Raw genomic sequence first — 14,917 nt, 5'->3', positions numbered from 1 at the left:
GATTCGGCCGGCACCTATTCCACGAAGCCTCACGGATCTACCGCGACGGCAACCGATGACCGGGCCATCGCGCCTTCGACTGGACAGGATTCGCGCGCTGTGACTCGTACCCCGCCGCACGACGACGCTGCCGAACAGGCCGTGATCGGCTCGGCCTTGCTGGCGCCGGGCCTGGTCGCGGAGCTGGCTCGCATCGTGGTGGCTGATGACTTCTACCGGCCGGCGCATGCTGACCTCTGGCGCGTGCTGATCGAACTGCACGCTGCGGGGGCACCCGGAGATCCCATCACGGTTGCGGCCCACCTTGCGGACGTGGGATCGCTCGGCAAGCTAGGCGGAGCGCCGTACCTCCACACGCTCATCGCTGCTGTCCCGACCACGGCGAACGGTCCGTACTACGCCCGAATCATCGCCGAGCATGCGCGACGTCGTGAGGTTGCCGACCTCGGTACGCGCTTGATCCAGGTCGCCGCAAGCAACTCGGACACGGGCGAGGTGCTGGCGGCAGGGCGTGCATTGCTCAACGCCGCTCCGGCCTCGCCGTGGCCGACACCGATCCCGCTGAGCGCACGCAACGCGCCGCGTCCCTTTCCGGTCAAAGCGTTGCCTGGCTGGGTCGCGGACATGGTTGGCGCGGTCGCCGAGTTCACGCAGACGCCGGTAGACCTCGCTGGATGCATCGCGCTCGCCGCTCTATCCACGGCATCCGGCGGCCGTGCCGAGGTCGAGGTACGCGGGTCTTGGCGGGAACCGGCGAACCTGTTCACCGTTGTCGTGTTGCCGCCTGGCTCCCGCAAGTCGGCTGTCTTTGCGGCGCTGGTCCGGCCGTTGCTCGCTGCGGAGAGCTTGCTCATCGAGCGCACGCGACCGGCGATCGTCGAGGCCGAGCTGGCACTGCGTGTTGCTGCGAAGGCGGCGGACCGTGCGGCGAACGCTGCGGCTGCCGCATCGGACTCAAACGCACGCGACAGGCTCCTTGCCGACGCTGCAGCCGCTGCTATGACGACAGAGACGATTACGGTGCCGTCATTGCCGCGCCTCGTCGCGGATGACGTCACCAGTGAGCAGGCCGCGTCGCTGCTCGCCGAGCAGGGCGGCAGGCTCGCGGTCCTGTCACCCGAGGGCGGCATCTTCGCCACGCTCGCCGGCCGCTACTCGGGTGCCCCCAACCTTGAGGTCTTCCTCAAAGGCCACGCCGGCGACATGCTCCGCATCGACCGGCGATCCCGACCCGCCGAACACATTGACCGGCCCGCGCTCACGCTCGGCCTGGCCGTACAGCCCGAGGTGTTGCGCGACATCGCGCAGATGCCGGGATTCCGCGGCAAGGGACTCCTTGCGCGCATCCTCTTTGCGATACCGGAGAACACCGTTGGACGGCGTCGAGTGGGGGCCGATCCGATTCCCGGCTCCGTCGCGGACAGGTATGCCGGACAACTCAACACGCTCGTGCTGGGGATGGCCGATCGGCACGAGCCCTTTGTTCTCAGCCTTACCTCCGATGCCGGCGAACGCATGCTGGCGATCGAGCGCGATGTCGAGCCTCGTCTGGCGCCTTCGGGAAGTTGGGCTCACATCGTCGATTGGGGCAGCAAGTACGCCGGGGCCATCGCTCGCATTGCTGGCTTGCTGCACCTCGCCGAGCATTTGCTGAACGGACCGGAGCGGCCGATCGAGGCCGTCACGTTCGACCAGGCCGCGGAGATCGGCGAGTACTTCGCCGACCACGCGTTGACCGCGTTCGACGACATGGGTGCCGATCCGTTGGTGGATGACGCACGGCACGTCTTGGGTTGGATCGAGCGGACGCAGACGCAGCAGTTCACGAAGCGTGATCTCTTCACGGCGTTGTCGCGCGGGCGGTTCCGCAAGGCTGCTGACCTTGATCCGGTTCTGAGCCTGCTCGTCGCTCATGGCTATCTCCGGACAGCGTCAGCGCCGGAGCGCCGTGGTGCCGGACGGGCGCCTTCGCCGGCTTGGCTCGTCCACCCCGACGCAGTCGGGTGCGCCTCATGACCTCGGCCTGTCGTCCGCAATATCCGCGGAATCCGCTCAACGAGCGCTCCGCAGGCATTACGCGGATAACGCGGATTCTGCGGAGCCGTCTACGGGGCTCGGCACGGGCTCCGCCACGACGCGCGGCACGCCTCAGCCTTCAGCCCTCGCTAGTTCTCTCGAAAGGTACTTACTGGATGACAGCCGATCCGCGCGGCGAGGCCGCCGAGATCTCCATGACGACAGACACCGCGAACGAACCCATCCGGCTGGTCCTCACGATCGAGCAAGCTGCACGCCGCCTCAGCATCGGCCGGACCCACATGTACTCGCTGGTCATGAGCGGCGAGGTCGAATCCGTGACGATCGGCCGGCTGCGCCGCATCCCGGTCGAGTGCCTGACGGAGTACGTGAACAAGCTGCGTGCCGCTAATCACACCGACCAGGCTGCTTGAGGGGGACTCGATGGGACGACGCAGGCCGAACGGAGCATCGAGCATCTACGAGGGCAAAGACGGCAAGTGGCACGGTCGCGTCACGATGGGTGTTCGTGACGACGGGAAGCCGGACCGCAGGCACGTCGAGCGCAAGACCGAGGCCGAGGTCATCCGCGCGGTTCGGAAGCTGGAACAGGAGCGCGACTCCGGGCGTGTTCGGAAGGCTGGCTCTTCGTGGACCGTGGGGAAGTGGTTGACGCATTGGGTGGAGGAGATTGCCGCTCCGTCCGTTAAGGCGAATACGGCGTCGGGTTACCGGGTCGCGGTCTATACCCACCTCATCCCCGGTATCGGGGCACACCGGCTTGAGAAGTTGACGCCGGAGCACATCGAGAAGCTGATGCGTCGGATGCAGGAGCGGGGGAGTAAGCCGGCTACGGCGCATCAGGCGTTTCGGACGTTGAGGACTGCGCTCAACGAAGCGATGCGGCGTGGGCATCTCACGCAGAATCCTGCGAGTCTCGCTAAGTCTCCGCGGCTCACTGTTATGGAGGTGGAGCCGTACTCCGTCGTGGAGGTGCAGCGCATCTTGGAGGAGGCTGGCAAGCGCCGTAATAGCGCTCGGTGGGCTATCGCGCTGGCGCTTGGGCTACGTCAGGGCGAGACTCTGGGCCTCAAGTGGGAAAACTTAGACCTGGATAAGCAAACACTGCGAGTTCGCCGCAACCGCTTGAGGCCGAGATACAAGCATGGGTGTGGAATCAAACCCTGCGGGAGGAAAGCTGGATACTGCCCTCAACGGGTGCAGTCGAATGCGGACACTGACGATACGAAGTCCGTTTCCGGCCGCCGGATAATCGGTCTGCCGGCGAGTGTGGTTGAGCTTCTGCGACAGCACCGCGAGGCGCAGGGTGAGGAACGTCGGATGGCTGCACAGCTGTGGTTTGAGGATGGTTGGGTGTTCACTTCTCCGACTGGTCGACCACTAAACCCAAATACTGACTACCATGATTGGAAGGAGTTACTTAAGAAGGCGAGCGTTCGCGATGGTCGACTCCACGATGCACGTCATACGGCTGCTACTGTGCTTATGATTCTCGGGGTCCAAGAACGAGCGGTCATGGATGTCATGGGGTGGGCCACGACTGGAATGGCCGCTCGATACCAGCACGTGACTGATCAACTTCGGGTCGATATTGCCGAGCAAGTAGGGCGGTTGTTGTGGTCGCAGACCTGAAAGCCTCGGCTGTGAGTCATCAATGTGCAGTGGTGCACCGCTAATCAACTTGTGAAAATGCTCGGTCGGAGGCGAAGCAAGCAGGTTGATTTGTTCGAGGAACTATATTGGTTTCACTTGAGCCGGAGTGCGGTCAACCGGATGCTCATGGCTGCAGAGCTGACGTCAAAGCGTTTCGCAAGTGCCCGCACATCTGGAGTTTGGCCAAAACTTTGCCGTATCATTGGTGATGGCATAAGTATATTAGCGGCAAACTCGTTCGCGGATCGTTCGGCGCGCCAATCGTAGCCTGGGTGATCGCCTGCGGCTAGCGGAGCCAGCTCATTGCCGAAATCAACGTAAAACCGGTCGGTATGGCGTAATAGGTGATGACCAAGCTCGTGTGCAATCGTGAATCGTTGACGTGTATGTGGCTGACTCCTGTTATAAGCAATGGTCGGCCCATTGTCGAGGTCGACCACGAGGCCGTCAACGTTGTCGAAGCTCCACGGAAGGACGCGGATGCCGCATCCCGTGGCCAATTCGACTACTGGTACCGGAGTATCGTTGATGCCTGCAATGGCGAGAAGTGCCTCTGCCGTGTCTCGCGGAGACGCGGGCTCGATATTCCACTTGGTTTGTAGACGTGGCTCAACCTGAGCTTTTAGCGCAAATTCTTCGAGTTCGTCCGCGAGTTGGCCCGCGTCGACCCGCTCGGCGACGGCCCGAAGTAAGGCCGGCGCTGAGCGCTGAGACCTGGAGTCCGGCAGAAGGCTCGCAGTACTTACGCCAAGCACCTCTGCAACGGCTATCAGGTCGTCGAGTGCGAGCGCGCGATTTCCGCTTTCCCAGTAGCTCACGGCCGTTTGTGTGCGGCCAAGGCGGGAGGCTAGCGCGCCCTGTGACCATCCGCGAGCTTCGCGAGCCGCACGGATGCGCTGTCCGACACCTACGGAATGCTCGCTCAACATCAACCTTTCGAGTGACAAACAACAGCCATACCGTCGCGGTATGGTAGCCATGACAGGCCGGTATGAAGGCTGGATCGCAGCTTTATCGTACGGCTGACTTACTCAATGAACCTGTATGGAAGGTGTACGTGGCGATCAGGATTACGGGTATTCGGCTCGAAGGGGGAGCTGGTCACGAGCACATTGGTCGCCTTTGGTGGGTCAATCCTGCCTCCGGCGCCGCCGAGGAGAGGCCGAACACGCGAGCTGAGCTGGTTGCATGGATCGAGGACCAGAACGGCAAGGCGTATGTCGAGAGCGGCGGCCATCGGGCTGATGTCGGGGTGGTCAAGCCGCCCTACGGCCCCAAGTACCTGCGGACCTACGCTGACGGGCAGTGGACGGACAACTTGCTGGCGCTCCCGCATCGGTAGCAAGCGGCTCCTGGAGCGGTGACGGTGCGTGCACCCCACAGGTGGGTCGCATCTCGCCGGGGAGCCGAGTGGCTGTAGGGCTGCAGGTCTTACTGAGACGAGCACTGAGACGCATATGCGGATGGGGCCAGATCCTGATCTGGCCCCATCCGCATATGCCCTGCTCAGAGAGCGGAGGATACGAGATTCGAACTCGTGAGGGTGTGAACCCAACACGCTTTCCAAGCGTGCGCCCTAGGCCTCTAGGCGAATCCTCCGTGCGCCAGGATACAGAACCCCGCGAGCGACTTTCGCCGGGACCGCCCCGTCGGTGCTCGATCGGGCCGGGTACGCTGTGACCAGCCCCTCGTGCGGCGTCATCTCGTGAACCTCCCCAGGGCCGGAAGGCAGCAAGGATAAGCGGGCTCTGGCGGGTGCACGGGGGGTCCTTCACTTCTGGGGCACGTCGTTTGTTCTTGTCACACCCTCGACGGAGAATGGCGCGGTCGTCCAGAGGAGGCAGGAGTGGCACTGGCCCTCTACCGCAAGTATCGGCCCCGCACGTTTGCCGAGGTCATCGGGCAGGAGCACGTTACCGAGCCGCTGTCGCAAGCGTTGCGTAGCGGTCGGCTCAACCATGCGTATCTGTTCTCCGGGCCCCGCGGCTGCGGCAAGACGTCGAGTGCGCGAATTTTGGCCCGTTCACTGAACTGTGAGCAGGGTCCCACTCCCGAGCCGTGTGGCGTCTGCGGGAGCTGCAAGTCGCTGGCCAACGACGGCGCCGGGTCGATCGACGTCATCGAGATCGACGCGGCCAGCCATGGTGGCGTGGACGATGCCCGCGACCTGCGCGAGAAGGCATTCTTCGCGCCCGCCAACAGTCGCTACAAGATCTACGTCATCGACGAGGCGCACATGGTCTCGTCGGCGGGCTTCAACGCGCTGCTCAAGCTGGTCGAGGAGCCCCCGGACTACGTCAAGTTCATCTTCGCCACCACCGAGCCGGAAAAAGTCCTCGGCACGATCCGCTCCCGGACCCACCATTATCCGTTCCGGCTGATTCCGCCGGCGGTGCTGCGGCCGTACCTTCAGCAACTCACCGAGGCCGAGGGTATCCACGTCGATCCCGCCGTCTTTCCTCTAGTCGTGCGGGCGGGCGGCGGCAGCGCCCGCGACACCCTCTCGGTACTCGACCAACTCATCGCGGGCGCCGGCCCGGAAGGCGTCAACTACGCGCGAGCGGTGGCTCTGCTCGGTGTCACGGACGCCACTCTGCTCGACGAGATGTGCGACGCCCTGGCCGCGGGCGACGGTGCCGCGGCCTACCAGACCATCGACCGCGTCGCCGAAGCCGGTCACGACCCCCGCCGCTTCGCCTCCGACCTGCTCGAACGCTTCCGCGACCTGATCGTCCTGCAACAGATCCCGGACGCGGTCACCAAGGGCTTGATCGACGGCCCGGCCGATCAACTCGACCAAATGGGCGCCCAAGCCACCCGCCTCGGCCCCGCAACCCTCTCCCGCTGCGCCGATATCGTGCACAACGGCCTGGTCGAAATGCGCGGCACAACGGCCCCCCGCCTGCTCCTCGAACTGATCACCGCCCGCATGCTCCTGCCCGGAGCCGAAGACTCAACCGGCGCCCTCCTCCAGCGTCTCGAACGCATGGAGCGCCGCCTCACGCTCACAAACGACACCGATCCGGTACGTCCAGAGCACCCGGTCACCCCCACCGCTCCATCCGCCGGGGCGGCGCCGTCTTCCTTCGCGGGCGGCTCGCCGGAACTGGCCTCGGCTGGAGGCGGCGGCTTGTCGGCTGCTCGGGCTGCGGCTGCGGCTGCGGCGGCTGGTCGACGGGGTGGGGCGACTGCGGTTCCTGGGGCGGCGGCTGCTTCAGGTGGGGCCGCTGCGCCGGTTGGCTCGACTGCGGTTTCGCCGACTTCTTCGGCGCCTCCTGCGTCGGCTTCCTCTGTGCCTCCTGCGCCGACTTCTTCGGCGGCTCCTGCGCCGACTTCCTCCGCGCCGGCGGCTGCCTCGGGTCCGGTGGCGCCGGTCTCTTCCGTGCCGGTCTCCTCGGCGCCGGTGTCTTCCGCGCCTGCTGTGTTGGGCTCTGCAGCGCCGGTCTCTTCCGTGCCGGATCCCTCTGCGCCGTTTGGATTAGAGTCTTCCGGGTCGGCTGCGCCGGTTTCTTCGCCTCCGGTCGCGCCGGTGTCCGCACCGCCGACACCTGCTGCCTCTGAGCCGGCCTTCTCCGATTCCGATGAACCCGAGCCTGAGCCGGCTGCGCCGGAAGTGTCCGGGTGGGCCTCGGGTGAAGCGGACCCGGCTGCACCGGTGTCATCGATGCCCGTCTCGGCGCTGCCCGTTTCCTCTGCTCCGGCGTCGTGGGCGCCTGAACCGGCCGGGATCATGCCGGACGCCCCGAGCGATCCGGTAGCCGAACCTGCCGTACCCGGACAGCTCACCGTGGCATCCATCCGCGAGGTATGGCCCGAAGTCATGGTGGCCGTCGGGCGGAAGAGCAAAAAGATCGCCGCGCTGGCCCAAGGCGCGACGGTGCGGGAGCTCGACGGCACCACGGTGATCCTGACGTTCCGGTTCCCGGCACACGCGCGCATGGTGGCCGCCGAGCCGCGCTTGATCTCCGACGCCCTGTACGAGGCACTCGGCGGGCGCTGGCAGATCCGGTGCGACGTCGCTGGCGAAGGAGGCGGTGGCGGCGGTGGTTCGGTTCCGCGCCGGCCGCAAGGTCCTCCGCCACGCGGTGACGGAGGCCGCGACCCCCAGAGCAGCGCCGCCGCCCAGGCCGCCGACCGCAGCTCAGCCCCGCGCGCCCGAAGCGCCCCGGCCGAGGGCGCTCCGGCGTACGCCCAAAACCGCCAGCCCGCCCACCAGTCCGCCACCGCGGTCGACGACGATGACGGAGGTTGGCCAGAACCGGTCCGCCCAGGCGGCCTCGCCTCCCCGCAAAACGAGCCTGAACCCCCAGAAGACGACGACGAATGGCCCGAGCCGGTACGCCCGGGCGGGGCGGCCCCGCAAGCTCAGACGCCAGCGGCTGCTCAGCCCGCCGCGCCAGCTCCGGCGGCAGCGCCTGAGTCAGGGTCCGCGCTGGTCGAACAAGCAGCGGCCGGGCCTGCAGTGACCGGGCCTGCAGCAGCTGGGCATGGCGCGACTGCGCCCGGAACGGCCGGGGACGGCCCGTTTGCGCAGGCCGGGGCAGCACAGGCGCCGGTTGCGCAGGCAGGCGCAGGGCAGGCAGGCGCGGGGCAGGCAGGCGCGGGGCAGGCGCCGGTTGGGCAGGCAGGCGTCGGACCGGCCGCGTCCGGGTATGCAACGGCTGGGCAAGACCGGACTGCGCAGGCCGGGGCAGCGCAGGCATCGGATGGCCAGGCTGGCGCTGAGCAAGGCCCGATCGCGCAGGCAGGGGCCGCCCAAGCAGCATCCGAACAAGGCTCAGTCGCGCAGGCTGCGTCCGCGCAGCCTGGGTCCGAACAGTCGGCGTCCGAACAGTCGGCGTCCGGGCAGGCTGCGGCGGGGCGGCCGGTGGCCGGGCACGGGCCAATTGCGCAGGCGGCGGCCGGGCAAGGCCCAGTTGCGCAGGAAACGGCTGGGCCGCCGTCGGCCGCGCAGGCGTCGGGCACGCAGGCGGTAGCGGACAGCTTCCGGCCGGGAACGCCCGCGCCGGAGACCTCGGGCGGATCTCCCGCATCGGCGCCTTCATCTGCAGCGCCCAAGCCGGCAGCAGCGACTCCCGCAGCAGATGGGTCGAGCAGCGTGTCCCCAGCAGCGGCGGCGGCTCAGGCCATCTCGGCGGCCCGAGCCGCGGCGGCAGCCACCCGAGCCGAGGCAACATCTCCAGCTCCGGCTCCGACCGCTGCCCCAGCGACACCGGCCCGGCCCGCCGTGAGCAGTGCGATCGCTGCCGCCCGCGCCGCTGCTGCTCGGGGTTCGGCTCCGCCGCCCGCCGGCCGGACCAAGCCGGCGACCTCCAACTCCTGGTCGGACGGTTCGCCCACTGAGGAAGCGCCGTACGACCCCGAGTATGACGGCCCGGTCCGCGACACCGGCAACCGCGACACCGGCAACCGCGGCAACACCGGAGCCAACGGCAAAAGGGTGAACGGCAGCAGCGCCAACGGCAACGGCGGTGCCAGCGCGAACGGCAGTACCAGGGCGAAAGGCAGTGGCGGCGGGGTGGCTTGGGAGGGGTTTGACCCCGGTGACGAGCCGCTTGACGAGGTTATTGACGAGAAGACGGCCCGGCAGAGCAGTGAGCAGCAGGCCATGCAGTTACTGCGGGACGTGTTCGGGGCAGAGAAGATCAGCGAGTCCTGACCCGGCTCCGCGCGCCGGTGGCCTGGCACGGGACAATGGAAACGACCACCCCCCTTTTTTTCTGAGGAGTAGCAGATGCGCCCCGGTGGACAGCCGAACATGCAGCAGATCATGAAGCAGGCGCAGAAGATGCAGCAGCAGGTCGCCCAGGCTCAGGCTGAGCTGGCCGAGGCCGAGCTCACCGGTACGGCCGGTGGCGGGCTGGTCACGGTTGTGGTGACCGGGCTGGGCGAGTTCAAGTCGGTGAAGATCGACCCGAAGGCGGTCGACGCGGATGACGTCGAGACGCTGGAGGACCTGGTGCTTGCCGCCATCCACAACGCGGCTGAGGCGCAGCGCGAGCTCACCGAGCAGAAGATGGGCCCGGCCACCGGCGGTCTCGGCGGCCTGAGCCTGCCGGGGTTCTGAGCCCGTGTACGAAGGCGCCATTCAGGACCTGATCGACGAGCTGGGACGGCTGCCGGGCGTCGGGCCGAAAAGTGCTCAGCGGATCGCTTTTCACGTCCTGTCCGCCGATCCGGCCGATGTGAACCGGCTGGCTACGTCCTTGCGCAAGGTCAAGGAGCTGGTCCGGTTCTGTACGACCTGCTTCAACGTCGCCGAGTCGGAGCAGTGCCGGGTATGCCGTGACACCCGGCGTACCAACGAGGTTCTTTGCGTTGTCGAGGAACCCAAAGACGTGGTGGCGATCGAGCGCACCGGTGAATTCCGGGGGCGCTATCACGTGCTGGGTGGCGCCATCAATCCGCTGGAGGGCATCGGCCCGGACAACCTGCGGATCCGTGAACTCCTGATCCGGCTCGGCACCGGCGAGGTCAAGGAGCTGATCCTGGCCACCGACCCCAACACCGAGGGGGAGGCTACGGCCACCTACCTTGCGCTGATGGTCAAGCCGATGGGGATCGCGGTGACGCGGCTGGCCAGCGGGCTGCCGGTCGGCGGTGACTTGGAGTACGCGGACGAAATCACGCTGGGTCGCGCCTTCGAGGGTCGCCGAGCGGTCTGACCGCACCAGGAACGCGCACGAGGCCGGCGGCGGATCGACACCAGCAACGAAGCCGCCGGCCCGCAACTCCAGAGGGACGCAGGCCATGGCCGCGCCCCGCGAAGGCCGAATGCCGCGATCGAAGAAGGCCCGCAGGTCCGTATCAAAGACCCAAAAAGCTGACCGAAGGCCGCTCCACCCTCCCACGCCCGGCCGATCCGGCTCTCGTCCGTCCGGCTTTTCCGCCAACCCACCATGTTTCGCCCTCGTAAACGGGTACAAGATGCCGGGTTTCGGGGTCTTTGCGGTCGCCTGGCCGGTAGCTTTCCCTCCGGCGGCGTCCGGAGGTCACGGTCTCATCACGAGGGAGACACGGATAGCAGACGCGAGCGGCTCGTAACCTTGACCGCGCCCCCGCCATAGGTGAATGTTCCTAGCGATGGCGCCAAACCCGCCGTCGTGTCTCTCCGTGATTCGGCCTCACTGGGCCGGTTCTCGGGAGACGGCACTCGAGGCTTGCGTAACCGATCGGTTGCCGGGGCGCTGCGGGAGCCATCGTCTTACCTGGGGATATGCATTCCCCCGGATAAGACTGTGGAAACCGTGTGGTCGGCGGCCGGGGAAAGGACCGGCGGTTAGATGTCGATCGGCCCAGAGGCGTCGATTACCGACGAGAGGTCGGCGCCCACCGACGACGCCGCCGCTGTGCGCGGCACCGGCGATACAGCTATCGCCGGCCGGTCACTCAAGCAGATCGCCTGGCGGCGGCTGAAGCGCGACAAGGTCGCCATGGGTGGCGCCTTCGTGGTGATGTTCCTTGTGCTGCTCGCGATTCTGGCGCCCGTGCTGGCCCGGATCTGGGGTCACCCGGTGAACGAGTTCCACGGCGATCAGATCGACCCGACGTTCAGCACGCCGATCGGATCTTTCGGCGGGATCAGCAAGGACTTCATCCTCGGCGTCGAGCCGTCGTCGGGCCGGGACATTTTCAGCCGGATTCTGTACGGCGCCCAGACCACCCTCATCGTGGCTGTGCTCTCCGCGCTCGTCTCCACCGTGCTGGGCACGCTGTTCGGGCTGGCAGCCGGCTACCTCGGTGGCTGGGTCGACTCGATCATCAGCCGGGTGATGGACTTCCTGCTGGCGTTCCCGCAGTTGCTGTTCGCGATCGCTCTTGTCTCGGTGCTGCCGCAGAGCATCTTCGGCGTCAGCGGGCGGTGGTCTCGGGTCCTGGTGCTGATCGGCGTGATCGGGTTCTTCGGGTGGCCGTACATCGGTCGTATTGTCCGGGGTCAAACGCTTTCGCTGCGGGAGCGGGAATTCATTGAGGCGTCGAAGAGCCTCGGGGCGGGCTCCCGCCGCATTCTCTTCCGGGAGTTGCTGCCGAACCTGGCCGCGCCGATTCTCGTCTACACGACGCTGATCATCCCCACCAACATCCTCACGGACGCCGCGCTGAGCTTCCTCGGCGTGGGCATCCCGCCGCCGAACCCGTCGTGGGGCGGCATGTTGTCGGACGCACTCAGCTACTACACCGACGATCCCATGTACATGATCATTCCGGGCGTCATGATCTTCGTGACCGTGCTGGCCTTCAACCTCTTCGGTGATGGCCTGCGAGACGCCCTCGACCCGAAGGCCCGTTGATCGCCCTCGGCGTGACGCGGTGCCCGGTGCACCATCGCATGATCCTCGGAACCGTTGGTTCCGTTTCTAGGAGGTAGGAGAACTGGTGGTCAGCAAAACGAAGGCGGTGGCGGCTGCCGGAGTCGCCGTCGCGTTGGGGCTCACCGCCGCGTGCGGTGGAAAGTCCGACAGCAGCGACAGCAAGAGCAACTCCGGCGGTAAGAGCGCCTACAACGCGGCGATCACCTCGGTGGTCAACGCGAGCGACAAGAAGGGCGGGACCCTCAACCTCTGGACCGCCCAGGATGCCGACTCATGGGACCCGGTGCGTGGTTACTACGCATTCGTGTGGAACATGAACCGGCTCTACACCCGCAAGCTGATGGACTACGCGTCGGCGCCGGGCAAGGACGGCTTGAAGCTGCAGCCGGACCTCGCCGCCAGCGAGCCCGAGATCAGCGCGGACAAGAAGACGTACACCTTCAAGCTCAAGGCGGGTGTCAAGTTCGACGACGGCACCCCGATCACGTCGAAGGACATCAAGTACGGCATCGAGCGCGTGTTCGCGCAGGATGTCGTGCCCGGCGGCCCGACGTACCTGATCAACCAGCTCGACCAGGGCCAGAAGTACCCCGGCCCGTACAAGGACAGCGACCCGAACAAGCTGGGCTTGAAGTCGGTCGAGACGCCGGACGACACGACCATCGTCTTCAAGCTCAAGGACCCGTACGCGGACCTGCCGTACCTGCTGGCCATGCCGGGCGCGGGCCCCGTCCCGCAGAAGCGTGACACCGGCAAGCAGTACGGCTCCAAGCCGGCCGCCTCCGGCCCGTACATGATCTCCGAGTACCAGCCGGGCAAGAGCCTCAAGCTCGTGCGCAACCCCAACTGGGACTCGAGCACCGACACGATCCGCAAGGCGTTGCCGGACGCGATCAACCTGACGATCACCACGAACGCCGAGGACCTGGACTCGCGGCTCGAGCAGGGCACCGCTGACATCGACATCAGCCAGACCGGTGTGCAGACCAAGGCGCGTGGCGACATCCTGCGTGACCCGAAGCTGAAGGCGTACGCCGACGCCCCGGCCACCGGCTTCATCCGCTACGCCGCCATCTCGACGAAGGTCGCTCCGTTCGACAACGTGGACTGCCGCAAGGCCGTCATCTACGCGTCGGACCCGACCGGGCTGCAGACCGCCCGTGGTGGCGCGGTTGCCGGTGGCGACATCGGTACGAACATGCTGCCCCCGAACATCGCCGGCTCGGACCCGTCGTACGACCCCTACGGCCGCGCGCAGGGCAAGCCGCAGGTGGACAAGGCCAAGCAGGCGCTCGCCGCGTGTGGCAAGCCGACCGGCTTCAACACCATCATCGCGGTGCGTAACAACAAGCCCGCCGAGATCAAGACCGCCGAGTCGCTGCAGGCCTCGCTGGCGACCGCGGGCATCAAGGCCACCATCGAGCAGTACGACGGCGCGCAGATCGCCTCGGTGGTCGGCTCGCCCGACAACGCCCACAAGAAGGGCTACGGCATCATGATCGCCGGCTGGGGTGCCGACTGGCAGACCGGTACCGGTTACCTGCAGGCGCTCGTGGACAGCCGCTACATCCTGAAGAACGGCAACTTCAACCTGCCGGAGATCAGCGACCCGTCGATCGATGGTCTGTTCGACCAGGCTGCTCTGGAGACCGACCCGGCCAAGGCCGCCGACATCTACAAGCAGGTCAACCAGAAGGTCATGGAGGGCGCTTACTACCTGCCCTTCGTGTTCGACAAGGCGCTCAACTACCGCAACCCGCGGCTGACGAACGCCTACGTCCACGACTCCTTCGGCATGCTGGACTTCCAGGCCCTCGGCGTCAGCGACGGCAAGTAACAAACCTCGCCCGCACTTGAACATCGGGTAGATCGAAGGGCAGGTGAAGGCCGCCCGCTGTTCGGCCGAACGTCGTGCTGTCTTACCTCATCCGGCGGATCGTCAACGCCGTGATCACGTTGCTGGTGGTCACGATGGTGACCTTCGGCATCTTCTTCGCGGTTCCCACCATCACGGGAAGCGATCCGGCGCTGCTCTACATCGGCAAGACCGCCGACCAGGCCTCGCTCGACGGCATTCGCACCAAGCTGGGGCTCGACGACCCGATCCCGGTGCAGTACGGCAAGTTCATCAAGGGCCTCGTGGCCGGGCGTGACTACGCCAGTGGCAACGATGTCACGCACTGCGACGCGCCTTGCCTCGGTTACTCGTTCAAGACCGAGCAGGAAGTTACCCCGCTGCTGCTCAGCGACATCCCGGTGACTTTGTCGCTGGCACTCGGAGCCGCTGTCCTGTGGGTCCTCATCGGTGTGGCGACCGGCGTGCTGTCCGCGCTTCGAAGAGGTAGCTTCCTCGACCGGGCGGCGATGACAGGAGCCTTGGCCGGCGTCTCCTTACCCATCTACTTCACCGGTCAGCTGGCCCTGCTGATTTTCATCCATTGGCTCGGCTGGCTGCCTGACACCGCGTACACGCCGTTCCTGGAGAACCCGGCATCCTGGTTCACCGGGCTGATCCTGCCGTGGGTGACGCTGGCCTTCCTGTTCGCGGCCACGTACGCCCGGCTCACCCGGGCGAACATGCTGGAAACGCTGAACGAGGACTACATCCGTACGGCTCGCTCCAAGGGTTTGACCGAACGCACGGTCATCGGCAAGCACGGTCTGCGGGCCGTGCTCACCCCGCTGGTCACGATCTTCGGCCTGGACTTCGGCACGCTGCTGGCCGGCGCCATCCTCACCGAGCAGGTGTTCAACCTGCGCGGGCTGGGATATCAGGCGCTGACCGCGATCCGCCAGAACGACCTGCCGGTGATCCTCGGCGTCACGCTGCTGGCAGCGATCTTCATCGTCGTGATCAACCTGATCGTCGACCTGCTCTACAGCGTCATCGACCCGCGCGTACGGCTCGGCTGAGG

11 protein-coding genes, 1 tRNA gene and 1 other RNA gene are annotated in these 14,917 nt (G+C 66.4%); 11 read left to right on the top strand and 2 right to left on the bottom strand.

The window, feature by feature from the left end; all coding sequences use genetic code 11:
• Nucleotides 1–99: 99 nt before the first annotated feature.
• From TFC3_RS31570 to TFC3_RS31560, 3 genes are all read left to right on the top strand, one after another.
• Complete coding sequence (locus TFC3_RS31570; protein ID WP_067509256.1) at nt 100–2,016, top strand: DUF3987 domain-containing protein; 1,917 nt, start codon at nt 100–102, stop codon at nt 2,014–2,016.
• A 215-nt stretch (nt 2,017–2,231) separates the two neighbouring features.
• A complete protein-coding gene (locus tag TFC3_RS31565; RefSeq protein ID WP_067509922.1) occupies nt 2,232–2,450 on the top strand; it encodes a helix-turn-helix domain-containing protein in 219 nt (72 codons plus the stop codon).
• A gap of 10 nt (nt 2,451–2,460) precedes the next feature.
• Nucleotides 2,461–3,669: a site-specific integrase gene (locus TFC3_RS31560; RefSeq protein WP_067509254.1), complete on the top strand. Its 1,209-nt coding sequence runs from the start codon at nt 2,461–2,463 to the stop codon at nt 3,667–3,669.
• 113 nt (nt 3,670–3,782) lie between these two features.
• Here TFC3_RS31560 and TFC3_RS36475 read toward each other — a convergent pair whose 3' ends face one another.
• On the bottom strand, nt 3,783–4,619 hold the full coding sequence (locus TFC3_RS36475; protein WP_236718563.1) for an ImmA/IrrE family metallo-endopeptidase: 837 nt from the start codon (nt 4,617–4,619) through the stop codon (nt 3,783–3,785).
• A 128-nt stretch (nt 4,620–4,747) separates the two neighbouring features.
• On the opposite strand from TFC3_RS36475, the gene TFC3_RS31555 reads away from it, so the two are divergent.
• A complete protein-coding gene (locus tag TFC3_RS31555) occupies nt 4,748–5,032 on the top strand; it encodes a DUF3892 domain-containing protein (RefSeq protein ID WP_067509921.1) in 285 nt (94 codons plus the stop codon).
• A gap of 172 nt (nt 5,033–5,204) precedes the next feature.
• Here TFC3_RS31555 and TFC3_RS31550 read toward each other — a convergent pair.
• Nucleotides 5,205–5,289: transfer RNA gene (locus TFC3_RS31550), tRNA-Ser, on the bottom strand.
• 83 nt (nt 5,290–5,372) lie between these two features.
• Here TFC3_RS31550 and ffs point away from each other — a divergent pair.
• The 7 genes from ffs (at nt 5,373) to TFC3_RS31515 (ending at nt 14,915) form a co-directional block, all read left to right on the top strand.
• An RNA gene (gene ffs, locus TFC3_RS31545) (signal recognition particle sRNA small type) lies at nt 5,373–5,462 on the top strand.
• A gap of 74 nt (nt 5,463–5,536) precedes the next feature.
• Nucleotides 5,537–9,349: a DNA polymerase III subunit gamma and tau gene (locus tag TFC3_RS40590; protein WP_082772637.1), complete on the top strand. Its 3,813-nt coding sequence runs from the start codon at nt 5,537–5,539 to the stop codon at nt 9,347–9,349.
• Nucleotides 9,350–9,448: 99 nt separating this feature from the next.
• On the top strand, nt 9,449–9,757 hold the full coding sequence (locus tag TFC3_RS31535; RefSeq protein WP_015626007.1) for a YbaB/EbfC family nucleoid-associated protein: 309 nt from the start codon (nt 9,449–9,451) through the stop codon (nt 9,755–9,757).
• Between the two features lie 4 nt (nt 9,758–9,761).
• Nucleotides 9,762–10,355 (top strand): recombination mediator RecR, encoded by a 594-nt coding sequence (gene recR, locus TFC3_RS31530; protein WP_067509252.1) that lies wholly within the window; start codon nt 9,762–9,764, stop codon nt 10,353–10,355.
• A 618-nt stretch (nt 10,356–10,973) separates the two neighbouring features.
• Entirely contained in the window at nt 10,974–11,981 is a 1,008-nt protein-coding gene (locus TFC3_RS31525) for an ABC transporter permease (protein ID WP_067509251.1), read from the top strand.
• Nucleotides 11,982–12,066: 85 nt separating this feature from the next.
• Nucleotides 12,067–13,839 (top strand): ABC transporter substrate-binding protein, encoded by a 1,773-nt coding sequence (locus tag TFC3_RS31520; RefSeq protein ID WP_067509249.1) that lies wholly within the window; start codon nt 12,067–12,069, stop codon nt 13,837–13,839.
• 74 nt (nt 13,840–13,913) lie between these two features.
• Entirely contained in the window at nt 13,914–14,915 is a 1,002-nt protein-coding gene (locus TFC3_RS31515; RefSeq protein ID WP_067509248.1) for an ABC transporter permease, read from the top strand.
• Nucleotides 14,916–14,917 lie beyond the last annotated feature (2 nt).

Origin of the sequence: Actinoplanes sp. TFC3, from assembly GCF_001553785.1 — a bacterium.
In the GTDB taxonomy this organism is placed as follows: domain Bacteria; phylum Actinomycetota; class Actinomycetes; order Mycobacteriales; family Micromonosporaceae; genus Actinoplanes.
The sequence above is the reverse complement of the archived record's forward strand: the minus strand, read 5'-3'. Positions and strand labels throughout refer to the sequence as shown.

Bases quoted from the DNA above. Each gene is read 5' to 3' on its own strand.
- TFC3_RS31565 (WP_067509922.1), top strand. From the start codon at position 2,232: ATGACGACAGACACCGCGAACGAACCCATCCGGCTGGTCCTCACGATC.
- TFC3_RS31560 (WP_067509254.1), top strand. From the start codon at position 2,461: ATGGGACGACGCAGGCCGAACGGAGCATCGAGCATCTACGAGGGCAAA.
- TFC3_RS36475 (WP_236718563.1), bottom strand. From the start codon at position 4,619: ATGTTGAGCGAGCATTCCGTAGGTGTCGGACAGCGCATCCGTGCGGCT.
- TFC3_RS31535 (WP_015626007.1), top strand. From the start codon at position 9,449: ATGCAGCAGATCATGAAGCAGGCGCAGAAGATGCAGCAGCAGGTCGCC.
- TFC3_RS31525 (WP_067509251.1), top strand. From the start codon at position 10,974: ATGTCGATCGGCCCAGAGGCGTCGATTACCGACGAGAGGTCGGCGCCC.